The sequence below is a fragment of the Paenibacillus sp. NPDC057886 genome, assembly GCF_042796655.1.
Taxonomy (GTDB): Bacteria; Bacillota; Bacilli; order Paenibacillales; family Paenibacillaceae; genus Paenibacillus.
This window is the reverse complement of record NZ_JBHVMZ010000001.1, coordinates 1,235,730-1,260,733: the sequence shown is the minus strand read 5'-3', so window position 1 is coordinate 1,260,733 and position 25,004 is coordinate 1,235,730. Positions and strand designations below refer to the sequence as shown.

General features: G+C 44.3%; 22 protein-coding genes. 2 read left to right on the top strand and 20 right to left on the bottom strand.

Features of this window, described 5'->3' with window-relative positions; translation table 11 throughout:
• Positions 1-41 precede the first annotated feature (41 nt).
• From ACFVQB_RS05585 to ACFVQB_RS05535, 11 genes are all read right to left on the bottom strand, one after another.
• Positions 42-929, bottom strand: coding sequence for a carbohydrate ABC transporter permease (locus ACFVQB_RS05585; protein ID WP_379435382.1), 888 nt, complete (start codon positions 927-929; stop codon positions 42-44).
• A gap of 10 nt (positions 930-939) precedes the next feature.
• The gene (locus ACFVQB_RS05580; RefSeq protein ID WP_379436355.1) at positions 940-1,881 is read right to left on the bottom strand and encodes an ABC transporter permease; all 942 of its coding nucleotides are present in this window, start codon (positions 1,879-1,881) and stop codon (positions 940-942) included.
• 112 nt (positions 1,882-1,993) lie between these two features.
• On the bottom strand, positions 1,994-3,631 hold the full coding sequence (locus tag ACFVQB_RS05575; RefSeq protein WP_379435381.1) for an extracellular solute-binding protein: 1,638 nt from the start codon (positions 3,629-3,631) through the stop codon (positions 1,994-1,996).
• 212 nt (positions 3,632-3,843) lie between these two features.
• Entirely contained in the window at positions 3,844-5,496 is a 1,653-nt protein-coding gene (locus tag ACFVQB_RS05570) for a sensor histidine kinase (protein ID WP_379435380.1), read from the bottom strand.
• The gene (locus tag ACFVQB_RS05565; RefSeq protein WP_379435379.1) at positions 5,465-6,220 is read right to left on the bottom strand and encodes a response regulator transcription factor; all 756 of its coding nucleotides are present in this window, start codon (positions 6,218-6,220) and stop codon (positions 5,465-5,467) included. The genes ACFVQB_RS05570 and ACFVQB_RS05565 overlap by 32 nt, the downstream gene beginning before the upstream one ends.
• Positions 6,221-6,453: 233 nt before the next feature.
• Positions 6,454-7,335, bottom strand: a complete 882-nt coding sequence (locus ACFVQB_RS05560; protein ID WP_379435378.1) for a carbohydrate ABC transporter permease — start codon at positions 7,333-7,335, stop codon at positions 6,454-6,456.
• Positions 7,336-7,350: 15 nt separating this feature from the next.
• Entirely contained in the window at positions 7,351-8,241 is an 891-nt protein-coding gene (locus ACFVQB_RS05555; protein ID WP_379435377.1) for a carbohydrate ABC transporter permease, read from the bottom strand.
• A gap of 52 nt (positions 8,242-8,293) precedes the next feature.
• The gene (locus ACFVQB_RS05550) at positions 8,294-9,568 is read right to left on the bottom strand and encodes an ABC transporter substrate-binding protein (protein ID WP_379435376.1); all 1,275 of its coding nucleotides are present in this window, start codon (positions 9,566-9,568) and stop codon (positions 8,294-8,296) included.
• Between the two features lie 85 nt (positions 9,569-9,653).
• Positions 9,654-10,475, bottom strand: a complete 822-nt coding sequence (locus ACFVQB_RS05545; RefSeq protein ID WP_379435375.1) for an AraC family transcriptional regulator — start codon at positions 10,473-10,475, stop codon at positions 9,654-9,656.
• Positions 10,476-10,735: 260 nt separating this feature from the next.
• On the bottom strand, positions 10,736-11,707 hold the full coding sequence (locus ACFVQB_RS05540) for an MBL fold metallo-hydrolase (protein WP_379435374.1): 972 nt from the start codon (positions 11,705-11,707) through the stop codon (positions 10,736-10,738).
• 105 nt (positions 11,708-11,812) lie between these two features.
• Entirely contained in the window at positions 11,813-12,289 is a 477-nt protein-coding gene (locus ACFVQB_RS05535) for a TetR/AcrR family transcriptional regulator (RefSeq protein ID WP_379435373.1), read from the bottom strand.
• A gap of 128 nt (positions 12,290-12,417) precedes the next feature.
• Here ACFVQB_RS05535 and metE point away from each other — a divergent pair, with 128 nt between their 5' ends.
• Positions 12,418-14,709, top strand: a complete 2,292-nt coding sequence (gene metE / locus ACFVQB_RS05530) for a 5-methyltetrahydropteroyltriglutamate--homocysteine S-methyltransferase (protein WP_379435372.1) — start codon at positions 12,418-12,420, stop codon at positions 14,707-14,709.
• A gap of 56 nt (positions 14,710-14,765) precedes the next feature.
• On the opposite strand, the gene ACFVQB_RS05525 is transcribed toward metE, so the two are convergent.
• The 8 genes from ACFVQB_RS05525 to ACFVQB_RS05490 form a co-directional block, all read right to left on the bottom strand.
• Positions 14,766-15,779, bottom strand: a complete 1,014-nt coding sequence (locus tag ACFVQB_RS05525) for an alpha/beta hydrolase (protein WP_379435371.1) — start codon at positions 15,777-15,779, stop codon at positions 14,766-14,768.
• A gap of 79 nt (positions 15,780-15,858) precedes the next feature.
• Positions 15,859-16,344: a TetR/AcrR family transcriptional regulator gene (locus tag ACFVQB_RS05520; protein ID WP_379435370.1), complete on the bottom strand. Its 486-nt coding sequence runs from the start codon at positions 16,342-16,344 to the stop codon at positions 15,859-15,861.
• A 14-nt stretch (positions 16,345-16,358) separates the two neighbouring features.
• Complete coding sequence (vanG, locus tag ACFVQB_RS05515; protein ID WP_379435369.1) at positions 16,359-17,411, bottom strand: D-alanine--D-serine ligase VanG; 1,053 nt, start codon at positions 17,409-17,411, stop codon at positions 16,359-16,361.
• Between the two features lie 54 nt (positions 17,412-17,465).
• A complete protein-coding gene (locus ACFVQB_RS05510) occupies positions 17,466-18,272 on the bottom strand; it encodes a D-alanyl-D-alanine carboxypeptidase family protein (protein ID WP_379435368.1) in 807 nt (268 codons plus the stop codon).
• The gene (gene alr / locus ACFVQB_RS05505) at positions 18,238-19,392 is read right to left on the bottom strand and encodes an alanine racemase (protein ID WP_379435367.1); all 1,155 of its coding nucleotides are present in this window, start codon (positions 19,390-19,392) and stop codon (positions 18,238-18,240) included. The genes ACFVQB_RS05510 and alr overlap by 35 nt, the downstream gene beginning before the upstream one ends.
• Positions 19,393-19,711: 319 nt before the next feature.
• A complete protein-coding gene (locus ACFVQB_RS05500) occupies positions 19,712-20,563 on the bottom strand; it encodes a hypothetical protein (protein WP_379435366.1) in 852 nt (283 codons plus the stop codon).
• A complete protein-coding gene (locus ACFVQB_RS05495) occupies positions 20,560-21,069 on the bottom strand; it encodes a sigma-70 family RNA polymerase sigma factor (protein WP_379435365.1) in 510 nt (169 codons plus the stop codon). The genes ACFVQB_RS05500 and ACFVQB_RS05495 overlap by 4 nt, the downstream gene beginning before the upstream one ends.
• Positions 21,070-21,523: 454 nt before the next feature.
• Positions 21,524-22,759: an aminopeptidase gene (locus ACFVQB_RS05490; protein WP_379435364.1), complete on the bottom strand. Its 1,236-nt coding sequence runs from the start codon at positions 22,757-22,759 to the stop codon at positions 21,524-21,526.
• Positions 22,760-22,931: 172 nt separating this feature from the next.
• Here ACFVQB_RS05490 and ACFVQB_RS05485 point away from each other — a divergent pair, with 172 nt between their 5' ends.
• Positions 22,932-24,206 (top strand): stalk domain-containing protein, encoded by a 1,275-nt coding sequence (locus ACFVQB_RS05485; protein WP_379435363.1) that lies wholly within the window; start codon positions 22,932-22,934, stop codon positions 24,204-24,206.
• Positions 24,207-24,313: 107 nt separating this feature from the next.
• Here ACFVQB_RS05485 and ACFVQB_RS05480 read toward each other — a convergent pair whose 3' ends face one another.
• Complete coding sequence (locus tag ACFVQB_RS05480; protein WP_379435362.1) at positions 24,314-24,814, bottom strand: GNAT family N-acetyltransferase; 501 nt, start codon at positions 24,812-24,814, stop codon at positions 24,314-24,316.
• Positions 24,815-25,004 lie beyond the last annotated feature (190 nt).

Genomic DNA, 25,004 nt, shown 5'->3' with positions numbered 1-25,004 from the left:
TATTTCTCAGCCAGGGCGGCTAATGATGCGGATAACCAAAATTATTCTTTTACGGCCCCGAGTACGATTCCGTGGATTAGATAACGTTGCAGAAAAGGATAAATCAGCAGAATGGGAATCATGGATACCAGAATTTTGGCTGAATTCAGTGTTGTGTTTGAGATTTTATTAAACTGCTGCAGCTGTTCAACCGAAAGATTTTGCATCTGATCCCGTGTGAGGCTGAGCTGCTGCAGGTAGGTCTGGAGCGGTATTTTGGAGCTGTCGTTAATCAGAATGATCCCGTCAAAGAAATTGTTCCAGTGCCCGACAATGACAAATAGCATAATCGTTGCCAGGCTCGGCATTGAAATGGGGATGAAGATTTTGAGCAAAATTTTAAGCGGACTGGCACCGTCAATGAATGCGGCCTCTTCCAGTTCCTTTGGAATTCCCTTGAAGAAGTTCATGAGGAGAATCACATTAAAGACAGGAACTGCCCCCGGCAGAACTAAGGCCCAAATGCTGTTGATCAACCCGAGCTTGCTGATGACCATATACCATGGAACGATTCCGCCGCTGAACAGCATTGTAAACACGATAATCCACATATATGTGTTTCTCGATCTGAATTGTGTGACGCTTCGTGACAACGGATAGGCCATGAGAATGGTCAAAAACATGTTGATTGCTCCCCCAAGCACTACCCGCTCGACTGAGATCAGAAAAGCCCTCCAAAACTTCGTATCATTCAGAATCTGGCCATACGATGAGAAATTCAGCTCCACTGGAAAAAAGTAGACCCGACCTGCATTGACAGCCGTACTGCTGCTGACGGACACCATAATGGTATTGACAATCGGCGCCAACGACATGAACGTAATCAGAATTAACGCAAACATAATCAACAGGCGGGATAGCCTGGAGCCAAGCGATTTGGATTGAATCATGCTAACCCTCCTAGAAAATTCTGTACCCCGCATACCTCGAAGCCAGCCTGTAGGAAATCACGATCAGAACAAAGCTGATCACCGATTTCATCAGTCCAATCGCTGTTGCAAATGAATATTGCATGTTGATCAGACCCATACGGTACACAAAAGTATCGATAATATCGCCCGTTTCATATACCAGCGGATTATACAGGTTAAACACCTGATCAAAACCCGCATTCAGTACATTACCAAGACTCAGCGTACCCAACAGGATAATCGTCGGGAACATACCCGGCAGCGTGATATTCAGCGTCTGTTTCCAGCGACTTGCCCCGTCCATTGCGGCGGATTCGTACAATGCAGGGTTGATCGCCGTTAATGCAGCGAGATAGACAATCGTCCCGTAACCAAACTCCTTCCACGTATCGGTTACAATGAGCAGCGGTCTGAACCAGTCATTGCTCGCCAGAAACATAATCCGCTCCAGGCCGAGAAACTCAAGGAAGTTGTTCACCATGCCATCAAAGGAAAAAATCATGGTCAGCATCGTGCCCAGAACCACCCAGGACATAAAATGTGGCAAATAGACGATGGTCTGAATCGTGCTCTTGAATACTTTCAAACGCACCTCATTTAACAGCAGAGCGAATACAATGGGTACAATCAACCCTAGAGCAATCTTTCCGACTGCGATGACCAATGTATTAATGAAAATCTGCTTTGCGTCCGGCAGTTGAAACATATACGTGAAATTGGATAGCCCTGCCCATTTGGATCCGAATATCCCTTTGGCAGGAATGAACTTTTGGAATGCCATCACAACCCCGAACATTGGCACAATCGAAAAAATGAACAGCATGATCATGCCGGGCAGCAGCATAAAATGATAGGTCATTTCGTCAAAGGTTTTACGTTTCTGTTTCCTCCGGTAACGCACTTCCCGCTCTTGATTAACGGTTGTTTCCATTTGCGCCATTGTCCTTTCCACCTCCATCATGTGCCTAATTGGACAGGCTTTATCGGCGAAAGCCCGTGCGGAAGTCCACGGTCAGGCTTCCGCACCTAAGCTCACACACTCGTCATCTGTTGCTCATCTCGTTAACTTCTTCTGTAATCTCATCGCCACCCGTCCGCTTCCAAGTGTTGACAAACTTATCGAATTCATCTACAGGCGCTTCCCCCATAATGATCTTGAGCATGGTTTCCTCTTCGAGCTTCTGCAGATTCGCCCACTTCAGCTTCATCGTTTCGGTTGTTCCATAAAAGCCTGCGGGGATCACTTCCAGGTTCGGGTTGTTCGACTCACGCTGTCCCTCGATTCGGGAGAGATATTCACCGTAGGTGTTTGCATCGACCGCATTACCTTTCTCTTTGAATTCCTGATAGGCCTTGAAAGAAACCACTCGATCTTCCTGAACAGCAGAAGCATCACCTGCCTCATCTGCCTTGATCAGATCATCGTAATAACGCTTGAGTACATCATCATAATCCACTTGCATCGGAATCTGGGTAGGATCATTGTTCCAGCGGCTTGCATCAGTCAGCAACTCGTCGGGATGCTCTTTCTTGTAATTGATGGCGTCTTCCGTTAAGGAGTACAGAAAATCTGTTGTTAAATTGACTGATTTCATGATCGCTTCTGGATGCGCAAAGTCCTTCTTCACAACGACGATTCCGCCACCCACCGGATCCTGCCGGATCGTCTTGAACTTGCCATTCGCATCGACTGGTGCAGATATGGCAACCCAGACAGCTTTAGGATCTTGCTTAATGGAATCCTTGTAGTTGGTGTAGCCGATCCACCATGGGTTAAACAGCATTCCAGCCTGTCCGTTGATGACGAGAGCTTCCTTCTCTTCATTCGATCGGACAGCAAACTGTTTATCAATTAAACCTTCTTTGTACATAGCGCTCAGCTCTGTTAGCGCTTGCTTCACTTCGGGTTGAACAGATCCATATTCCACCTGACCGTCCTTCTGTATCCAGTTCATCGGGAAGGCACCATGTGCAGCAAAGATCGGCGTAAAATTCATGGCATTGGAATCCATAACCATGCCTACCGTCTTGCCTGTTCCTGAGACATCCTTTTCTACAAACATTCTGGCGAGATTCCATACATCCTCGACAGATTCCGGCAGCTTCGCACCGACCTTATCTACCCAGTCCTTACGGACCCACAGCAATTGGTGCTGGTTTCCGATATTCGTCATGGGCAGACCCATGATTTTGCCATCCACCTTCACCTGATTTAGCAGCAAGTCCCCATATGAGCCATAAATATTTTTAACGCCTTCGGAAGCTGTCTTCTCATAAACCTCCGTCATATCTGCAATCAGATCATTATCCACCAGTTGATTAAATATTTCGCGGCTGACAAGCATTACATCCGGCAGGTCGCCTGTCGTCATCGATAGTGACAGCTTCTGATCCATATCATCGGTTTCCCAAGCCACCTTGGCCTTGACGTTCACCCGGTCTTCTACATAACGTGTAGCCAGATTGTTTTCAATGGTATCGCCAGCAGGAAGGTTGTTCACATGATTGGTATTACGGCCAATCGTAAATTCCACGGGTGTCTCATATTTGCCGTATGGTTCATAGTCTTGTTGTGAAATTTGCGGCTGTGCGCTCTCGTTATTTCCTGCGTTACATCCACTGAATACAGCCATCATCATGCTGCCGATCAGCAGCGTAGCCATCTTTCTGCGCTTGTTCATCCCGTCATCCCCTTTATCTGATTTGATAACCAAATTGTATGCGTTTTCAAAAATGGCGTATATGCCACATTTTTCGGATATGTAACACTTTCTTTATGACCTCCAATTCACTTTATTTCTCTGTATTAAAAGTTTATAACAGGAACAAAGAAAGCGGCTGCCACAGCAACCGCTTCAGTATTAACATTAGGTTTTTAATAATCTACACACCTTCAAGAGGCAGGAAGGACGATCGACACTTCCGTTCCGTTGCCAGGCTCACTGTGAATAACAAGCCCGTAATCCCGACCATAATACAGCTTGATTCGGTCATTAACGTTACGAACACCACATCCGCCGTTCTCCCCCGTTAACAACCCTGCTGCCTGCACGGGTGTCATGCCCACACCGTTATCACGAACAGTTAATATAATCCCCTCTTCTACCCGGCTAATCGCAATATGAATGTGATAATTGATCGCATCTGCCTCCACAAAACCATGCTTGATGGCATTCTCTACAATGGGCTGCAAAATAAAATGGATCACCTCTGTATGTAATACCTCGTCATTGATATAGTAATCCACATCAAATCGGCCATCGTTCATGATGAGCTGCAAATCCAGATACGCCTTAATATGCTGCACCTCAGCCTCAATGGTGGCCATATGCTTCCCTTGGTTTAGTGTTGTTCTATAGAAACGGGCTAATGCAGATACCATATAACTCGTCTCAATATCCGCCTTTTTCTCGGCCCGCCACCGTATAAAGGAGAGTGTATTGTACAGGAAATGAGGGTTAATCTGACTGATCAACTTGTTATACTCACTTTCCTTCTTGGCAATTTCGGCGTGATACACCTGGGAGATCAGGCTGTTAATCCTTTTCAGCATTTTACCGATACCGTTAGTCAGCTCACCAAATTCATCCCTGGATGAACTTTGGATAATCACATCCAGATTGTTCCGCTCGACCTTGTCCACCTTGTTCTTGATATGGATAATTCGTTGCGTAAAGTTATTGGAGATAACGTAAATGAGCAGGAAAGTAATGATTAAGCTGAGGATGATGACAAACAGCGTAATTTGAAAAATACTCATTGCATTGGCGTACGCATTGGTATTCAGCAGATTATAGTGAATCGTCCAGCCGTTGTTGGCGAGCGAGCGGCTAAGACTCAGATCACCTGACTCCCCAACTTTCGAACCGGCGGTCACAGCAGCACGCTCGTGATTTTCCTGGAATATCACATGCTGCTTCGCATCCTCAATATGAACGGCTACATGTTCCGACAGATTGTCCAGGTCTGCAAAGATGCTATCATGCTGAATGGAGATCACCATAAAATTGCTGTCTTTCGGATTGCTAATCAGTTCCTGAACGAGATAAAGCTTCTCCCCATCCACAATCCAGCGCCTACCTCGAAATCCGCCATACCAGGCCTTGCTTTTGAGATCCCCGATTGGCAAAATGTTATTGCGAATTCCTAATAACTCCCCGGATGTATAGAAAGTAATGCCTTCAATATCATCGTCCATCAGCCGAATGTTCGAAATCAATGGCTCCAGAATATCCCGGAAATCCAGGTACATATTATAATAATTTTCTTCGTAATCTTTCGTAAATATTTGTGATAAGTCCCGATTAAGTACCATGAACTCACTTAACGTGTTGTACCGATTAATTTTATAATCCATAATGTTGGCCACCTGTTCCAGACTCGCTTCTGCTTCGCTCCGCAACTCCTTGATTTGAATTCGGTAAGACTGAATGAAGGAGAGCAACCCAAGCAGAAGAATCGGAATGAGTGCAATCACCAAATGCGACAGCAGCAGCTTGTTTCGGAACTTGATATCATTGAATTTGCTCTTGATCCATCCGATCATGAAGCACCCCGCACTCTCTGAACTGTAACGGACTGACACCGAACCTGTTTCGGAACAGCTTGGCAAAATAAGAATGATTGTCGATGCCAACGGCCCCTGCAATATCATTGATTTTCATATTCGAGTGAGCCAATAGATGGCTTGCGCGCCGCAAACGGTAATCGGTTAAATATTTCGAGAAATTCTCCCCGGTCTCTTTTTTAAACAAAATGCTCAAATACCCTGGCGATAAATACACATCGTGGGCTGCCTCGGACAATGATATATCTCTCTGATGGTTATCCTTCACATAATCCTTCACCTGTCGAATGACCTTCGATTCCATGGATTCCGGTTCAGGACCTCCACCATAAGCACGGATCTGCGTGATATCCTCCATCACCTGTAGAAATTCTTCCCTGACCAGTGGCTTGAGCAAATAATTAACCACACCCAGCCGAATCGCACTGCGGGCATATTCAAATTCATCATAACCGCTGCAGATGACAATCTTTATATTCTGCTGCGTTTTCCTGGCTTGTTTGCTAAGCTCCAGTCCATCCATAAGAGGCATTTTGACGTCGGTGATGAGGATATCAATCGTGTTCTGAACGAGAATTCGCTCTGCGCTCTTCCCGTTCTCGGCTTCCATTACCTGAAAGGGAAAGCCGTAGTGAGAGATCAAATCCTTAATGCCTTCTCTTTGAACGCACTCATCGTCAACAACAAGAACATTAAACATCATGACATCTCCTTTGCAAGTGAAAGTGAAAGTGAAGGAAACGATAAGGTGGAATATCTTTTTTTCCATGGTATTCCAGTCATATCGTAGTATATCATAGATTTTGGAAAGGCTTTCAAAATGGTATGCCGCCACTTTTCAGGCATTAATGTCCTTGATTTAAATACCCAGCGATAAAAAATTTCACCTAAAATAGCAAAAAAGCCGCCAATAAGGCGACTATTTCCGTACACGTTCTATCCTTTAACCGCACCCAAGGCAACACTGCCTATAATTTGTCTGGAGAATATCGCAAACACAATGATAATAGGCAAGATCGAGATCGCAACGCCCAGATACAACAGTCCGTAATCCATGCCATAATATCCTTGCACCAGCGCAACGAGTACCGGAAGCGGATATTTATCCAGGGAGAAAAAAAGGACCAACGGCGTGAGGAAATTATTCCACGAACCGATAAAGGTGAATATGCCAAGGGCCGAGATGGCCGGGCCCAGAATGGGCAAAACAATCTGATTGAACGTGCGGAACTCCCCTGCGCTATCTACACGTGCAGATTCAATAATCTCGTCTGGAATGCTGCTCTCCATAAATTGTTTGATAAAAAATACATTAAATGCATTCGCCGCTGCAGGCAAAATGATCGCTGCATAGCTGTCCAGCAAACCTAACGTACTGAACAGACGATACATCCCGATCAGTGCGAGCTGTCCAGGTACCATCATGGTGGCAAGCAAGAACAGGAATAGCCAGTTGCGACCTTTGAATTTGAACTTGGCAAAGCCATATGCCGTCAGGGAACCGATATACAAGGATAGCACCGTAGACGTTCCGGCAATGAAAAAGCTGTTGGCAAACCCACGCCAGATATTGATTTTGGAAGCCATGTTCGTATAATTATCCAACAGGAAGGGTCCGGGCAGAAACGTAAATGTCGATGCAATCGTTGCATTATTATGTGTGGAATAGATGAGCATGAGATAAAATGGAATGATACAGATCACGGCAAGGCTAATCAAACACAGATAAATAATGACCTTGCCCAGTGTCAGACCCTTCACAGTATCGTATTGCTTTAGAGTAACTTTTTGTTGTTCGACTGGTTTGACGGTTTGCATTTCATTTCCCCCTCCCTATGCACGGCTCTTGCGCTTCGTCATCATGAAGGATACGACCGATAGCAGGATAATAATGATGAACAGACAGAATGCAATCGCCGCCCCATAACCAAAACGTGTACTTTGGAATGCCACATTATATAGATACATAATACTCGTCATGGCTGCACGATCCGGACCACCCGTTCCATTCGTTAATGTAAACGGCTGATCGAATATCTGAATACCCCCAATAATGGACGTGATCATCTGAAACAGAATGATTGGGCGCAGCATTGGAACGATGATATGAATGAAAATATGTTTCTTTTTCGCCCCATCCATTTGAGCGGCTTCCTGCAGTGCGGGATCAATACCCTGAAGCCCTGCCAGATAGATGACCATGGAGTAACCAAAGTATTGAAAGAACAGGATGGATGAAACGATCAGTCTCATAAACCAAGGATCATTTTTCCAGTTAATCGGATCATCGATGAGTCCAACTTGAACCAGAAAATGATTCAATCCGCCCGATTGCCAATCAAAGATCAGACTCACAAGCAGACCCAATGATGCTGCCGTAACGATATTGGGAAAGAAATAAACCGCTCTGAAAATGTCTCTTCCCTTAAGCAGCTTATCATTGAGGATAAAGGCGAGTACAAGCGAAACGGTAAGCTGTGGAACGACAGAGACACCCCAGATAAAAAGGGTATTAAATAACGTCTTGTAGAACAAAGGATCTTGCAGAACAGCAATATAGTTACCCATTCCGACGAAGTCCGGCGTGGTAATCCCATCAAAGTTGGTGAAGCTGATATAGAGAGAATACAGAATGGGGTATAGCCCAAAAATGGCGAAAAGAATGAAAAACGGAGCAATGAAATAGTATCCGTAATGATCTTTGCGGATTGACTTGGCAAACATGATTTGTACCCCCAGTCATCGGATGATTAAAAGGCATTCGCTTACTTCTAAGCTAATTCACTTCCAGCTCCGGAAATCTCAATTTGACATCACGCTTGATTCGTTTTACGGCTTCTTCTTTGGTCTGAATGTCGTTATTGAGATACAACTGGAGTACATTTTTGAAGATATCATTGTTAATGATTGAATCATATTTGGTTCGCTCATATACAGGAACCTGCTTGGCCGCTTCCGAGAAAAACTCAAAATGCTTCTGCCCTCCCAAATACGCTGAAGATACAGATCCAGCAAGCTGATCATTCACAACCATGTTGCTTGTGAAATAGTCCTGTTCCTTCGCAAGCACAGACAGAAAATCATGATCAAAGTTATAAAACTCAATAAACTTCCAGGCCAGATCCTTCTTGTCACTTTTGCTGTACATCGCAATATAAGTTCCTCCGGCACTAAAAGCGGATGGCCCCGGCGCGAGACCCCACAACCCTTCCGTATCCGGAGCGTTCGCCTTAAAGGTGTATTGCAATGCCCAGGTTGCTCCTGGATAGAACATCACCTGGCCTTTTTGCATCGAAGCCGCATATCCGGCACTACCATCATCCAACTCTGCAAGCACATGCCGCTGACGTGCTTCACGAACAAGGTCAAGCACCTTCATATAGGTAGGATCGATGACTAACTTCCCATCCTTAACCCAAGGAATACCATCATATGAATTGGATATCGCATTCCAGTTGGCAAGGGCATGAACTTTATTTCCACTCTGCTGCTCTACCTTCTCTCCAATCTCGAATATCTTCTCCCAGGTATCAATCTGCGGCCCCACTTTCTCCGGATCGTCCGTACCCAGATATTCTTTGGCCAGATCTCTCCGATAATAAATGCCTCCAGGCGTTCCCTGATAACCGATTGCTCTAATATTTCCTTCGCTATCCTTCTCATTCGCCTGCACAAAAGCATATTGCTCTGGAATCAATTCATTGGCGTTATACGGTGCTGCCGATAAATTCTCCAGATAAGGCACATCAATCAGCTCTCTAATATTTGCATTCTCGATCATAAACACATCCGGAGCCTTGGACGTTGTCTGTAGTGCGGACTTAAGCTTGGTGATGTAGAAATTGCCCGGAATATTGACAAAGTTCACCTTAATGTCCGGATATTTCTCCTCGAATTTCTCAATGGCATAACCCGCTTCATCCGTAAAACTCCAGACGGTAATCTCTTCCTGCTTGGGCTGGTTGGCTCCATTTGGCTGACAACCGGACACCATCATCACTGCGCTTACGAGTGCAATCATGGAGATATATTTAAGCTTAAACTTCTTCATAGGCCCCCTCCTTCAAAAAGGAAACGCTTACAATTTATTAGAGTATATGGATTTTGAAGAAGGCTTTCTCCCCAAATATTGTGAATCATCCTTCATATGTTGTGATGTTCGTACGATGCTTCTTCCGAAATTCGGACGGAGTACAGTCATTATATTTTTTGAAAAGACGGTTGTACGAGTTCACGTTGTTGAATCCATGACCAATGGCAATATCCAGAATGGATTCTTCGCGAAACAATAACGCCCATTCCGATTTGATGATTCGAAAATGATTCAGATATTCCATCAATGTGATTCCTTTGATCTCTTTAAACAATTTACATACGTGAAACTTGCTGAATTTAATGTGCTCCGCAACCTGATCCAGCTTGATCGGTTCAGCATAGTGCTCCTCCAAATATTCACAGACCGATTCGAGAAATTCGAATTTTTTGGAAGGAGTACAGGGCCAACCTGAAGTTGGTTTATCTGTAATCGGTGTCTTGGTGCGCAGCATGTGTACGATCAGATCATATAATCGGGCAACCATTAACCAGCGATATCCCGCCTGTTGATCCTTCTCTTCATTTGCTAAGGCATCTATATATCTCCAAAGGTTTTTCTCGTGACAAAAGTTGGACGGGATAACCGTCGTTTTATTAAAAAGCTCCCCCAGGTCCTGGGTTTCTCTTTCGGTTATGAAGCTTCCCATTAATAATTCCAGTCGAAACAGGAAAATGGTTAAATGATCTGTACCTGGCAAGAAACAGTGAATGTCTCCGGGTTTAATAAGCAGCACATCTCCCTGTTCAAGGTTAAATACATGGTTATTGACGCCAATTCTTGCGCTTTTGCCATTGACTACAACCAATTCAACCTCTTCATGCCAGTGTGCAGCAAAATTAAACTGTTCCTCGGTATGAATCACCCGGATTGGAAAACCTCCTGTCATATGACCTGTTTCAAGAAAAGTAGGTACACCCATCGAATCACCCTTTCCTCATTTTCCAGTTCAACAATGATCTAGTTATCATTATTATGCATCAAGTGTAGCTGTCCCTTCTAATCGGGCTTAAAAAAACGGTTGGATAAACCAAAAAAGCTCCTCAACATGTGTTAAGGAGCCCCTAAATTGAGTCTATATTCTTTACAACCGGCTGCACACGTGACACGCAATAAGTGGTCGGGTCAGGTTTTACTTTTACCCGTTTTCTTGATCCATTCATAGATGCTTTGCAAATTGGACTTGAAATACGTAGTAAAGAACCAGTCCTGATAGGCTGATGGTACAGCAATCTCGTCCAAGCTTTGGTTTCTTTGAGCAGCATCAGTCACAATTTCCAATAGATCCGTTATGTAGGCTCTAACTTCATGCAGTGCAGTCAATGAGCATACTTCTCCATGCCCCGGTACGATGATTTCTATATCCAGCTGCTCGACTTTGTTCAAAATATCCAGCCATTGCTGAGGATCGGCATACATGAGAACCGGATGATGTTTAGATAACACCAGATCCCCCATTATCGCAATTCTGTCTTTCGGAATAAAGACCAGGGCATCACTCTGGGTATGACCTCCACCAAAAGTAATAAGTTCAACACTGCGCTTACTGCCATGAATAGTCATGTGCTGATCAAACGTTAAGTTCGGTAATGTATATACCAGATCGGGGAGCATCTTCATATATTCACGATCACTGGCATTATCCCATTGCATTTCCTGTCTTAACTTTTCGTTTGTCTCTCGTTGTATTTGTTCATCGAGTTCGTCTATAGCATCATATATTGCTTCCGGTTTTGCCAACTGCTGCGTTATTCTGTTCCTTACAAAGGTATCCATAATTTCGCGAGTAATTGATGTGGAAATAATCTGAGCCGCAGGGACAAATACTTGATTGCCACATGTATGGTCACTATGCCAATGTGTGTTGATTACATAAGAAGCCTTTCTTCCCGTGAGGTACTCAGCCGCTGCCTGCAAATCCTCTGCTGCCTGTATCGTCGTGAATGTGTCCACAACTAGCGTTACATCGCCCAAATCAATGATTGCCGCATTGCCCAATGAACCTGTACCGGGAACTGCCATCGCAGCAAATACACCCTCAGTAACCTCATTCAAATGAAAATGCCTAGAACCTGCGAAAGCCATTATTCGACACATTATAGACTACCTCTCTTTTCTGATTTCAACTCTGTTATAATTGTAATTCAAATTGAAAAAGTTCTTGGGCTTCAAATATGAAAAAAAAAGTTGATACGGGCATTCTCATTTTGCTTCGAAAGACATCTTCTTTAGTCTTTCTTCTACTTGATTTCGAATATCCTGATCCAAGATTCCAACTCCGAAAATCTCGGAAAACCATAACCCATCTGTTGCTAACTTGATAATAGCAGCATTCACGGGATCAATACCATCGTTTAAAATTTCTTCTTGAAGAACGTTATTTTTTTTATTGTACGCTGCAAGTAATTCGGGCTTTGAAAATAACACGGCCAAAAGCGCCGTACTCAAAGCTGCTGTTGTTTTGGAGTCATGGAAGGTCGTTTCGATATAAGCCCGGCTCCATTTCCCGACTTCGTTGATGCTTTCGCTTGATTTTTGCTCTAGTTCAGAGAAAAACGTATCCCCGAATTCCTCGATCATGGTAGTAACGATGGCTTCTTTATTGGGAAAATGATGAAGCAATCCGCCCTTGCTTACTCCCGCATGTTTAGCAACAGCTTCCAACGTCAATTTCTCCATGCCCAAATGTCTTTCATGCCACACCGATATAGCCATAGGCTATAGCTAGATATAACTTAATGGAATTACATTATAACTCCAGATATGTGATAACTTTTTGGTAACATATTGTAGAGGAGTTTTACGTCATGGCAAAAAGCAGTGTATTGGGATATCCACGAATTGGTGCGGATCGGGAATGGAAGAAAGCATTGGAGGCATTCTGGTCAGGCAAGCTCGAAGAAACAGAGTTTCAAGCACGATTGCAGGAGATTCGGCTAGATCACCTGCGCAAGCAGCAAGAAAAAGGTATCGATCTTATTCCTGTCAATGATTTCAGTTACTATGATCACATTCTGGATACTGCCGTTATGTTCGGCATTGTTCCGAAACGGTTTGCATATGATGGTGGCGCTGTACCTTTGTCCGTCTATTACGGAATTGCCCGGGGAACGAAAGATGCAGCAGCAAGTGAAATGACAAAATGGTTTAACACGAACTATCACTATATCGTGCCTGAATTGGACGATGCTTCCCCTACTCTTACAGAAAATAAGCCCCTTCTTGCTTACCGTGAAGCTAAAGAGAAGCTCGGTATTGAAGGCAAACCGGTTCTTGTCGGACCGTTGACCTTCTTGAAGCTGTCCAAAGGATATGATAAATCCGAAACGAACGCTTGGCTGGACCGCCTGCTTCCCCTCTATGTACAAGTGCTTCAGGAGCTTGCAAATGAAGGTGTTCAGTGGGTACAGATTGACGAGCCAATCCTCGTTACCAAAACAAGTGAGGCTGACCTACAGCTGCTGAACAAAATTTATGAGACGTTTGCAGCTGCTGTACCAGGTCTGAATATTATGCTGCAAACCTACTTTGAATCCGTAGAGAACTATAACAGCATTGTTGCACTACCGGTTCAAGGTATCGGACTTGATTTTGTACACGGGGCTACGGGTAACATTCAGTCCATTCAAGCGTCCGGTTTCCCAGCGGATAAAGTTTTGGGTGCTGGGGTTATTGACGGCCGCGGGATCTGGAAAGCCTCTTTTCCAGGAAAACTGAAGCTGTTGGATGAACTGGCTGAACTTGTAACACATGAACGTTTATTCGTGCAATCCTCATGCAGCTTGCTTCATGTTCCGGTAACGACAGAGCGTGAAACTAAACTCACATCCGAACTGAAAAATGCTCTGGCATTTGCAGATGAAAAGTTGGACGAGATCGTTCTGTTGACGAAAGCATTGTCTTCAAGAAATGCTGAAATCATCGCTGAAATTGAAAATTCCGATCGTACAATTCAGGCTCTCCAGCAGTCCGAAGAACGCAATCGTGTTGCTGTTCAAGAAGCCGTGGCATCACTCAGCGTTCAACAGCCGGAACGTTCCCGTCCGTTTGCCGAGCGTCATATCGCGCAGCAGGACAAATGGAAATTGCCACTTTTCCCGACAACGACCATCGGCAGCTTCCCACAATCTGCAGAAGTGCGTAAAGCACGTCAATTGTGGCGTAAGGGCGAGTTGAACAATGAGCAGTATGCTGCCTTCATCCGGGATCAAATTGATATCTGGATCAAAATTCAGGAAGAGATTGAGATCGATGTTCTCGTACATGGTGAGTTTGAGCGTACCGACATGGTAGAGTTCTTTGGGGAAAAACTTGCAGGCTTTGCCTTCACACAATTTGGATGGGTACAATCATACGGTTCCCGTTGTGTAAAACCACCCATTATTTTTGGAGACGTTGCATTTACCGGAGAAATGACAGTTGAAGAAACCAAATACGCACAGTCCCAGACACAACGTCCTGTAAAAGGGATGCTCACTGGGCCGATCACCATCATGAACTGGTCATTTGTACGTGAAGACATTCCGCGCGAGCACATCGCATATCAATTGGCATATGCACTGAGACAAGAAGTCGAAGCACTGGAGCATGCAGGTATTGGCATGATCCAGGTCGACGAGCCTGCGGTTCGCGAAGGACTGCCGTTGAAGGAAAACGAGCAAGCCGATTATCTGGCTTGGGCGGTCAAAGCTTTCCGTATCTCCACTTGCACGGTTCAAGACACGACTCAAATTCACACACACATGTGCTATTGCGAGTTCCATGACATGATCGATTCCATCGAAGCAATGGATGCCGATGTTATTTCAATCGAGACATCCCGCAGTCACGGTGAACTCATTCACAGCTTTGAGTTGAACACGTATAAACTGGGCATTGGACTTGGCGTATACGATATCCATAGCCCACGTGTTCCAAGTGTGGATGAAATGACAAGCATGATCGAACGCGCCTTGCGTGTATTGGACCCTAAACTGTTCTGGATTAATCCGGATTGCGGTCTCAAAACCCGTGAACTCGAAGAAACCGTTGCTTCCTTGCGCAACATGGTTGATGCAACCAAGATTGCCCGTGAAAAGCACGTTGCAACAACGGTTTAAGCTGAATAGATAAAGAATAAAGATTTCAAGAATTCGTTTATAAAAGGCGGACATTCCTATGTTATGGAATGTCCGCCTTTTAATATCATCTTTTTCGCTGTCTGCTCCGCAAAATAATGATCTACTGCGTATTTAAATGATTGAATAAAAACTGAAACTGCCTTTTTACTCACTTCTGCATTGGGTTGAATGATATCAAAGCCATGATAGCAGCCTTTGTACAGCTCAAAATCGACAGTTACACCTGCTTTTCTCAAGTTTTCTACATACTGCATCGTTTCATCTCGAAATGGTTCCAAATCACCAACAAAAGTGACTGTCGGAGGAAGATTGCTGTAGTCGGTCGCTCTGGAAGCAGCCGCATAGGGAGGTACCTCCTTCCCTGCCAATTCGCCAAGATACAATTTCCAAGCCCAACGATTATAGTCAGAGTTCCAAATGAGAGCATTATTGTCCTTAGCGGATTCAGTAATCATTCTGTCATCGATCATGGGATACAGCGGCATTTGAAATGCAATGTTCACTTCTCCCTTATCTCTGGCGTAAAGAGTAAGTGCGGCGGTAAGTCCTCCTCCAGCGCTTTCTCCGCCTACCATGAGTTGATCTTCTCTAATCCCAAGTTCTTTCACATGGCTTTTCATCCATAAAAGGGTATCATAACAATCATCTAAAGCTGCTGGATAGGGAGCATCAATCGATAATTGATAATCAGGTGCAACGACAACACAATGACTTGCATCAATTAATTTCTTGTAGGTTGCCCCGAATTGCTCCGGGTTTCCCATCGCATATCCCCCTCCATGTATCCAAAGAACACCTGGCGCATTACCTTTGGGATGTAGAGGTTTATAAATTCGAACACGTATCTTGGAACCATCACTTGTACGTGGTATCCACTCTTCACTGCACTGTAAACCGTCGATGTCTTTCCCCGCTGTCGCATCCGATCTTTTTTTGATTTTCCTCATCGAGTTAAGCCACTTTTCTTCATGAGAAGATTTCATTAATAAATCAATCAGTTTGCCCTTCACTCTTAATTGTTTATCGATCATTTTAGTAGTAACTCTCATCTTGTTCCCCATCCTTTCGGGAGTTTCTAAAATCCGGTTCGCAAATAGTTGAACATGTCATCCAAATATTGATCCAACGTCATCTCCCCAGGAGAATCCGTGGTTCCTTGCCCTGGAAGCAGCACGTTGATCTTCCGTCGAATATCGCAAGAACAGCGCCGTACACAGCCCCCGATAGAAGATGGGAGTATCCTTGTGGATATCTACCCTGGGATATATCGGTCAATGTCTCCTGAGCCGTAGCTTGTAAACGAGAGAGCACGCTGAGGAGATAGGGTTCTAGTGTCGGGTACCGATTGGACAGTGATACGAGTTGACGCATTTTAGAAACATACTCTGCGGTTAGGGACCTCTTTATCAATACATATAAAGCATCCAACGGCAGTATGTTTTCTTGTGTAATTGCATTTAATGGCTCGTCATCGTAATGGTCTGTTGTAAGTATAGCCGCCATGGCAATCGCTTCTTCTTTACAGGAGAAGTGATTGGCAAACGTTTTTCTGGAGTAACCGGCCCTTTGAACGAGATCATCGATAATGAATCCATCCAATCCTCGCTCAACCACAAGTTCAACTGCTTTCAGTCTTCATCAATGGCGAGCTCTATGAGCTGGTTAAGAATATTTGCATAAGTCATGCCGCTAGCTTGGAGCATGTTAGGATAGCGGGAATTCGATGTGAAACCAGGAATCGTGTTGACTTCATTGAACACAATTCTTCCGTCAGTGGTCAGGAACATATCTACTCGCGCAACCCCTCTGCACCCAAGCGTTTTATAAATAGTCAGAGCGCTCTCTTTAACCTTCATTGCAGTGTCCTCATCAATGCGGGCTGGCAAGTGAATCTTCGAACTGATCAAGGAGTACTTTTCCGAGAAGTCAAAAAAGTTCCCCTGTAGCTCAATCTCATCAATCATGCCGATCATGGGATCAGAATTGCCCAATACAGCACAACCCACTTCAAAACCGTTAATATTTTGCTCAATGACAACTTTGCTGTCGTGTATGAAGGCGTGTTCAGTTCCGTTAATCAACTCTTGCATATTGTTCACCTTCGATATGCCTAATGACGATCCTGATCTAGCCGGCTTAACAAAGAGTGGGAAACCCAGTGCTTCTATTGCTGATAACACTTCTTCCATCCGTTCACTCCGATGTATTGTAAGGGAACGCGGCGTATCTATGCCTGCTGCCTGCACCAGTTTATGAGCCAGTTCCTTGTCCATACATAACGCAGAGGATAACATGCCACATCCAACAAACGGTATACCCGACAGTTCCAATAATCCTTGCAAGGTTCCATCCTCACCGTATTTGCCGTGAAGCACTGGAAACACAACATCAATCGGTGTTACATGATATTCCGTATGCACAAGCTCAATGAGTCCTCTGACTTCTCTGCTCGGCGAGAAAAAGGATGGGATACAACTCGGATGTAAATGCCATCGATCATTGCAAATATCCTCCACCGTTCCACTATATCTAAGCCAAGAACCTTGCTGTGTAATTCCAATTAACACAAGATTGTATTTTTCGGTATCCAAATTTTCAATCACTGAAGCGGCCGAGCTCAAAGATACGTTATACTCACCTGAACATCCGCCAAACAATACCGCAATCGACTTCTTCTGCATCGTAAAAGCCTCCTAAAATGTGATATGAATCTAAATAATCCTTATTGCTATAACTTAATTTTTGGAGAAAGTCGTAACAATGAATCCCTCACGATTCGTTCCTGATATACGATAAGAATCACAACTCAAGATCGGGATATGGCTAGATGTCCCTTTATCCGCGGAAACATAATATATCTGGATTGTCATGTCCTTTTCTTTAATCGTAAACTGCTCTCCAGAGTACCGATATTGCTGTACAAAATCGATGTACTCCTCTAAACATAGATTGTTTTCTTCCATGATTTTGGAATGGGGATATCCTACATATCTAAAATGCCAGGGCTCATAAGCAATACGAGTGATTGATTCTTTTTCTTGTTTATATCGAAGGATAAAACCGAATTGTATGGCATGTTGTCTGAAGGACTTGTAAATGCCCGTATCCGGAAAGGAAGGAGCAATAAAATCGATATTCGATTTCAATTTACCCACATCGATAGCCAACCCCGTTTGGTGTTCACTATGGTCAGGCAAGGCTACGTATTTGGAAGTATATTCCAAATCCTGTTCTATCAAACAATCTTGATAGATTTGGACTTGATCTTCTTTTGTTCGATATGCGCTGACGGTGACAATTTCGTCCGTCCCCCCACAAGCTTTAAGCAGAGCATGAAATTGTTTGAAACACTGCTTCTCCAGAAGCATCTCCTTATTTAACTTCTTTATTGAAGGCAAGGAATCCAATGACTCTAATTGATGGACTTGTACTTGCCTTCTGATTGGGTTTTGATCATTTATTAACACTAAGTGCCCTTGTAATAGTTCTTCGTTACTTACGTTGATTTCAATATGTTTTTGTACGACTTCCCGTGATTTCATGTTGAACTTCCCCACCTTCTTTATAAATTCGCAATACTCTGTCCGTGATGGAACTCGTTATTTCTTGAGAGACACCACCGATATGATTGGCCAGTTCCTGAATCAAAATCTTCTCCTTACCTGAATAGCCAATGAAGGTCACCTTTGATCCTTCCGGAAAATACATCGGAAGCTTGACCATCAATTGATCCATGGAGATTCTCCCTATAATTTCTGCACGATACCCCTCCACCAACACCTCCGTATTTTGCATTCTCTGCGACCATCCATCGGCATAGCCGATAGGCACTGTTCCGATCCATTGATCTGAGTCTGTTTGATAAGCATTGTTGTAGCCCACATATTCGCCTTTTTTTAATTTTTTCGTTTGTAATAATCTACTGTGCATACTGAATGCCGGCTTTAGTTGGATGTTAGGTACTAGTTTTTCCGGATAAAACCCATAGATTGCAGCTCCTATTCGAGCCATATCCATGCACAATTCCGGGAATCGAAGTGCTGCTACACTTCCCGCACAGTGATAATGATTGATTGGAATCCGTGACATACTGCTCCACTCTTTCATTTCCAGGAAGCGTTGAATCTGAAGCTGTAGATAACGGTTGTCTTCCTCACCTGCTGTCGCGAAGTGGGTATAGAACCCGTCGACTACTACATCTGGTGCTCTGAGCCACGGAACCATTTCAAGCCACTCTTCTTTTGTGCGTATACCAATTCGCCCAAGTCCAGTATCCATTTTCACATGCACAGATAACTTATGCGGGGTATGAACAGGCTTGTATTTTCTCATCTCAAGAAACCATGACGCCTGTGTAACGGTAAGCATCAAATCATGTTCCAGAGCCAGAGGTACAAGTTCGGGACGTATCGGAGTCAAAATAAGAATCGGTTGTTTTAAGCCGTCATTTCTAATGCGGATGGCTTCTTCAATGAAGGCACACGCTAAATAGTCCGCGCCTGCCTCTACTGCTTCTTTGGCCGTCTCGATATCTCCATGCCCGTATGCATTTGCTTTAACAACTGCCATTAGTTTGGTCGAACGTGGTAGAAATTTGCGGATCTGTATGACATTCTCGCGAATTTGCGTTAAATCTATTTCAGCCCAAGTATCTCGGTACATCCGAATGATCTCCTCAACCGAATAGATGGCTTGTTTTTACTTACTATTTTCAGTAGATCCGCATATGCACTTTTCATTGTTTGGCCTCCTAAAAGTGTGAATGTAGTGCGTTGAATTGATTTAAGTGTATATTAAAGCTACTTCAGCTCCTATCGATCAAACTTACACAAAACTGACAACGATGTAAGATTACAGATTTGCACATCTCATAGTTACAACAAAAAACCAGCTAATAGGGCGACTCGTAAAAGACAACGGAAATGGACTTCAGATAATAAAGTCTACAAAAAGAAGCCTGCGCTAGGGCAGGCTTCTTTCATTATTGTGGATTTTCATTACTCATCCAGCTGTCGACATGCAGTGGTTCACTGTAGTCTTCCCGGTCAGTAAATTCTTTCAGGTGTTTCTCTGCATCTGCACGATTCTCGAAGGCACCCATAACGACGGTGAATTTTCCATTTTGAGTCTGCACAACGCTGCTGCCATCGGCAGAATACTGCTCAGCCAACATGGCCAGTGCTTCACCCTGCTCCATGTCTTCGCTTCGCACGAAGAACAGTTCATGCGCTTGTGTTGACTTCCCGTCGGAAGAAAGCTTCAACTGAATATATCCAGGTTGCTGATACTCTGACACGGAATAATCCACATCATCCTTAAGTTCAACCACAAAGCCAATCGCGGAATCATCCAAAATGATATTTTGATAGACATCTTTTACATTCTTAAGTGCTTTAATATCCTTCTCCAGCTTGTCATACTCTAGATGACGTACCCCGTTGAAGGTGAAGATCAGACGATTCGGCCCTTCTTTGTGATCCACAGTATATGATGGAGCAGAGGTGATCTGTTCACCATCGATCTGAAAATTAATGTTTAGTGTATCCGATTCTTTGGTCGTTGTAACCGAAACCCCATCTGTGCGCTCCCCGCCACCACCAACTTGCAGAATCTTGACGACAGAACCTATAACTGGTACATCGGATAATGCCTTGGCCACACCTGGTACGTTGGCTGTTATCATCACCGCAGCACAAGCTGCAACCAGGGAGGAACTGCGCCAGATCATCATTTTTCTTCGTTTTTGATTTCGTGCACGCTGACGGGCTTGCTGAATAACTCCGGAAAGGCCGGATGGAATATTGATCTGTTCATATCGTTCTTTTCCTGTCATGTAAAATCAACCTCTTCCTTGGTCAGATGTTTTTTGAGTTTGTTTAAGATCTTATAGAACCTGGTCTTTACCGTGCTTTCTGGCAGGGATAGTACCTCAGCCATATCCTTAAATCGCTGATCTTTGAAAAATTTCAATACGATAAATGCCCTGTCTTCCGGATGCAGGTGATCAAGAGCTTCGTATAAATCCCATTGCTCTTCAAGCCCCATGGAACTCTCTTCGACTGCAAACGGTATTGTACTATCTTCCATATACGTGTATTTCTTCTTTCGTCTGATGTGATCCAGAGAACAGTTAATGACGATCCGGGTCATCCAGGTTTCAAAATAATCAGGACTCTTCACTTTTTCATAAGATAGAAAACCTTTATAAGAGGCCTCAGATATGATTTCCAATGCTTCCTGCTCATTTTTCACATAAGAGAACGCGAAGCGATAAAGCTTTTCTTTACATGCCTCCAGACGTTCACTGAACTGCTGTTCAGTTAGTGCTGTACTCACCATGCTCAGTTTGTCCACCCCCGTTGCGACTGTATATTTTGATTATTGCCGCATTTTTAGTAAAGCTTACTTTGTATGTTGTTTCGCATGTTAGACAGCTGAGAGTCTAAAATAGTTTTGAAGAAGATGATTTTTTTGAATTCTTTTATCTGGGAACAAGAACTTATATTGTCCCAAACGAAAAAGCCGCCAATAGGCGACTTCTTTTCTCTTTCTTCAGTAGGAAGACCTGTGATTGAAAAACCGGTTTGAAACAGATATGTTCATATGGTTATAGAGGTCTTATACTCTGTGCGGAAGAGCCCCCGTGATTGAAGAATCGGAACAACATGATCCACAAAATCATTCAAATCTGCCGGTAGAACGGGTGGCATGATGTTACATCTCAGTATGTTTCTGGGTGACATTTGAATCCTCCTCCGTTTTATTACCAATTATTGATCGATTATTAAAAATCTCACGCCCAGTTCCCGTTACGAAACACAGGTTCCAAGCCTCCATTTGCAAGTTCTCCATCAATGTCCATATGAGCCGATCCAATCATAAAATCGACATGAATGAGGCTTGTGTTCACACCGTTCGCCGCCTTTTCCCCTTCAGTCATCTCGTTCCCTCCCTCAAGACAGAAGGGATAAGCATTACCAATCGCGAGATGGTTGGATGCATTTTCGTCAAATAGAGAGTTGTAAAAAACAAGGCCTGATTCCGAAATCGGGGAATGATGGGGCACCAGCGCAATCTCGCCCAGATACGCCGCGCCCTCATCGACGCTAATTAGTTTTCTTAGCACCTCAAGCCCTTGCGCTGCTTGAATATTAATAATTTTCCCGTTTTCAAACGTCAAAGAAAAATCATCGATAAGATATCCTTCATAACTTAACGGCTTAGTACTGCGAACCGTGCCGTTCACCCCCTGCTTTAACGGAACTGTCCATACTTCTTCGGACGGAATGTTTGCCAAAAATGAAACACCCTTTTCGTTGATGTTATCCGCATCACTAACCCAAATATGTTTAGGCGACAATTCGATCCGCAGATCCGTACCGGGTCCTCGGTATCGAAGTGCCCGATACTTTTTGCGATTAAGCTGCTCTGTCTTGTTTCGAAACAGTTGAAGATGTGTCTTCCATGCCTCAACGGGGTCTTCCGAATTAATCCGCGTAACGTTAAAGATAGCTTCCCACATCTTATCGATCAAGCACTCTTCGGCAACATCAGGAAACACCTTGGCAGCCCAAGCCGTTGAGGGTACCGTAACTATAGACCAACTAACCTTGTTGGACATGCCGTAGCTGCGAAATTTGGCTAATGCCTTGCCTTTGGAAACATTCAAATTCATGATCCGCTGTGGATCTATTCCCTGCAGAAGATCGGGATTGGGTGCAGTGATCGTCAGGAAAGCTGCATTATTTTCGGCACAAGCCTCCCAACCGGCTGCCCGGAACGCCGGATATTCGTGGAACACCGAATCCGGTGCAAGTTCATACTTTAAACGCATTATCTCATCGTCGCTCCACTCGATATAGACATCGTGAGCACCCGCCTCATAAGCATGTTTCACAACTAATCGGACAAACGCAGCAGCCGATATTGGCGCGGTTATGACAAGTGTTTGTCCCCTCTGAATATGAACACCAACGTTGACCACGAGTGCTGCGTAACGCTGTAATTTTTCATAAAAGTCCAATAGCATTCTCCTCCTCCTGACTAAAATTAATATCGCTAGTTTGATTATAACTCTTCATAAGTCCACCATATCTTGTAATTGGAACTCTATGAAAATTTTGCTATACTATTTTATGCTAGATTACCGTTCAGATGAGCTGCAATTCTACTATATTTGATGAGTTGGAGGAATGCAAAACATGTTACATACACGAATAGGAAAGACTGCTGCTACCACTATTCTTGCCATATCCTTGCTCGGAACCACCCCAAACCTTAATGATGCCTATGCCGCACCCGCCATTTCGGTCAGGTTGGATGATGTTCCCCTGAAATTCGATGCAGCCCCTCGGATTGATAAAGGCGTAACCTATGTCCCGTTCCGGACAGTTGGCGAAGCCCTGGGAATTAATATTACTTGGAACAGCAAGGCGCAAACCGTGAAAGCAGTTGGGAATGTGAAAGGTCAGGCGACGGAAGTCCTGCTTAAAGTGGGAAGCACTACAGCAACCGTCAATGGAGAAAAAGTGAAGCTCGCAGCGCCACCGGTTCAGCGGGAAGGTCGTGTGCTTATTCCACTCAACTCGTTCAGTAGTCAGTTCGGTGTTGGTGTAGGCTGGAATCAGTCAACTCGCACCGTTTCTCTTGTTTCACCTCAACGTGAAATGCATCTGAGAGCCTTCTATGCGCTGCAATCCTATAAGGAAATCGATTTGGTGTCTACCATGAACTCCGTAACTTTTGGCTGGAGTCGCATCGATCGTGAAGGACAATTTACGCTTCAGGGTGATGAGTACCGCCTCCCTGCTGCTGCCGGGGACGTTACACCTCAATCCATCGTTGCTGATACAGCAAATCAGAGCATTAAACCGTATCTTATGGTGTATGCTTTGGATGGAAATGGAGAACTGACCAAGGTGCTGAGTGATAGCAGCATGCGCCAGAAGTCCATTGAGGGAATAACTGCTGCCATAGCTGAGAATGGTTTTGGAGGCGTTGTTCTTGATTTTGAAGGACTGGGTTTTAAGCTGGACGCGGTAGAGCAACAGAAGCTGCTGAACAATTACGTCAAGCAATTGAAGGATTCCTTGCCTAAAGATATCGCTCTATCCTTGGCCGTCCCTCCATTAAATAGTGCGTATAAAGGCTATGATTACAAAACGCTCGCTTCGTTGGCAGACGACATCATCATTATGGCTTACCAATATAATCCTGTCGGTACCAAATCGCAGGTCCCTGAGCCGAACAGTCTTGTGGATCAAGCCATCCAGCTTGCGCTAGATGCTGGCGTCTCCAAGCAAAAGCTTTTGCTCGGGATAAGCTTAAATAGTGAAACCTCATCTTCCATAGATGATAAACTGGGTCTTGCCAAGCGTTATGATCTCAAGGGAGCTGCCTTCTGGCGACTTGGATTATTCCGCACCTATAGTAATCAGATGGAAGACGCTGTAAATGCCTCTGTTATAAAAGAGTAAAGGAATTCCGATATTCTTGAACCTATTCAATATTCACACACCAAAAAAACGAACCGAGATCTCTGGATGCTGACAAGAGATTTCGGTTCGTTTGTTATAGATGATATCTATGCGTTCAATGAGGGGTGTTCACTTCTGTGAGGTGCACTAAGTACCAGATCTTTTTGATAAGCAAGTACCTGATCCCAGTCCCCGTGAAAAATCGGTATCCGATAGTACCCCACTCTTTCATAAAGGGCCGCTGCCTCAGGCTGCTTGGGGCCAGTCTGCAGCTTCAGATTGGTGTAGCCGAATTCGAGCGCAAGACGCTCCGCTTCGGCCAGAATGGCCTGGGCCACACCCTTGCGACGGAAATCCGAACGTGTGTACATGCGCTTGACCTCCACGGATGTATCATCAAGGGGTCTGATGGCTCCGCAGCCTACCGGATATCCATCCAAACGCGCGACTATAAAGGCTGCTCGCGGTGTCTCCACGTCGGATGGCTGAAATCCCGCCGTCCCATCGCCGCCATATAACAATCCCAGTTCTTCGCTTAGCTCCTTGATTAAAAGTTCCGAATCCTCGCTTCGTATATCTTCGGCAGCTGCAAGCACGATCGACGACATTGCGCAAAACCCCTTTCCCTCATTGGATTTATTGGAATTTGTGATTTATATAAATTATCACGAACTGGTCCTTAGCGTCAATTCCCCATCGATTGAATATTTCAATAAGCAAACTGACGAACAGGCTCACAGCAAAAAAGCCGCCAGATTGGCGACTTTCCCGACACTTACATGATTACAATTGGACGGA

Excerpts from the sequence above, each read along its gene's own strand:
- ACFVQB_RS05585 (WP_379435382.1), bottom strand. The coding sequence starts at position 929 with ATGATTCAATCCAAATCGCTTGGCTCCAGGCTATCCCGCCTGTTGATT.
- ACFVQB_RS05580 (WP_379436355.1), bottom strand. The coding sequence starts at position 1,881 with ATGGAAACAACCGTTAATCAAGAGCGGGAAGTGCGTTACCGGAGGAAA.
- ACFVQB_RS05575 (WP_379435381.1), bottom strand. The coding sequence starts at position 3,631 with ATGAACAAGCGCAGAAAGATGGCTACGCTGCTGATCGGCAGCATGATG.
- ACFVQB_RS05570 (WP_379435380.1), bottom strand. The coding sequence starts at position 5,496 with ATGATCGGATGGATCAAGAGCAAATTCAATGATATCAAGTTCCGAAAC.
- ACFVQB_RS05565 (WP_379435379.1), bottom strand. The coding sequence starts at position 6,220 with ATGATGTTTAATGTTCTTGTTGTTGACGATGAGTGCGTTCAAAGAGAA.
- ACFVQB_RS05560 (WP_379435378.1), bottom strand. The coding sequence starts at position 7,335 with ATGCAAACCGTCAAACCAGTCGAACAACAAAAAGTTACTCTAAAGCAA.
- ACFVQB_RS05555 (WP_379435377.1), bottom strand. The coding sequence starts at position 8,241 with ATGTTTGCCAAGTCAATCCGCAAAGATCATTACGGATACTATTTCATT.
- ACFVQB_RS05550 (WP_379435376.1), bottom strand. The coding sequence starts at position 9,568 with ATGAAGAAGTTTAAGCTTAAATATATCTCCATGATTGCACTCGTAAGC.
- ACFVQB_RS05540 (WP_379435374.1), bottom strand. The coding sequence starts at position 11,707 with ATGTGTCGAATAATGGCTTTCGCAGGTTCTAGGCATTTTCATTTGAAT.
- ACFVQB_RS05535 (WP_379435373.1), bottom strand. The coding sequence starts at position 12,289 with ATGGAGAAATTGACGTTGGAAGCTGTTGCTAAACATGCGGGAGTAAGC.
- metE (WP_379435372.1), top strand. The coding sequence starts at position 12,418 with ATGGCAAAAAGCAGTGTATTGGGATATCCACGAATTGGTGCGGATCGG.
- ACFVQB_RS05525 (WP_379435371.1), bottom strand. The coding sequence starts at position 15,779 with ATGAGAGTTACTACTAAAATGATCGATAAACAATTAAGAGTGAAGGGC.
- vanG (WP_379435369.1), bottom strand. The coding sequence starts at position 17,411 with ATGCAGAAGAAGTCGATTGCGGTATTGTTTGGCGGATGTTCAGGTGAG.
- ACFVQB_RS05510 (WP_379435368.1), bottom strand. The coding sequence starts at position 18,272 with ATGAAATCACGGGAAGTCGTACAAAAACATATTGAAATCAACGTAAGT.
- alr (WP_379435367.1), bottom strand. The coding sequence starts at position 19,392 with ATGTACCGAGATACTTGGGCTGAAATAGATTTAACGCAAATTCGCGAG.
- ACFVQB_RS05500 (WP_379435366.1), bottom strand. The coding sequence starts at position 20,563 with ATGACAGGAAAAGAACGATATGAACAGATCAATATTCCATCCGGCCTT.
- ACFVQB_RS05495 (WP_379435365.1), bottom strand. The coding sequence starts at position 21,069 with ATGGTGAGTACAGCACTAACTGAACAGCAGTTCAGTGAACGTCTGGAG.
- ACFVQB_RS05490 (WP_379435364.1), bottom strand. The coding sequence starts at position 22,759 with ATGCTATTGGACTTTTATGAAAAATTACAGCGTTACGCAGCACTCGTG.
- ACFVQB_RS05485 (WP_379435363.1), top strand. The coding sequence starts at position 22,932 with ATGTTACATACACGAATAGGAAAGACTGCTGCTACCACTATTCTTGCC.
- ACFVQB_RS05480 (WP_379435362.1), bottom strand. The coding sequence starts at position 24,814 with ATGTCGTCGATCGTGCTTGCAGCTGCCGAAGATATACGAAGCGAGGAT.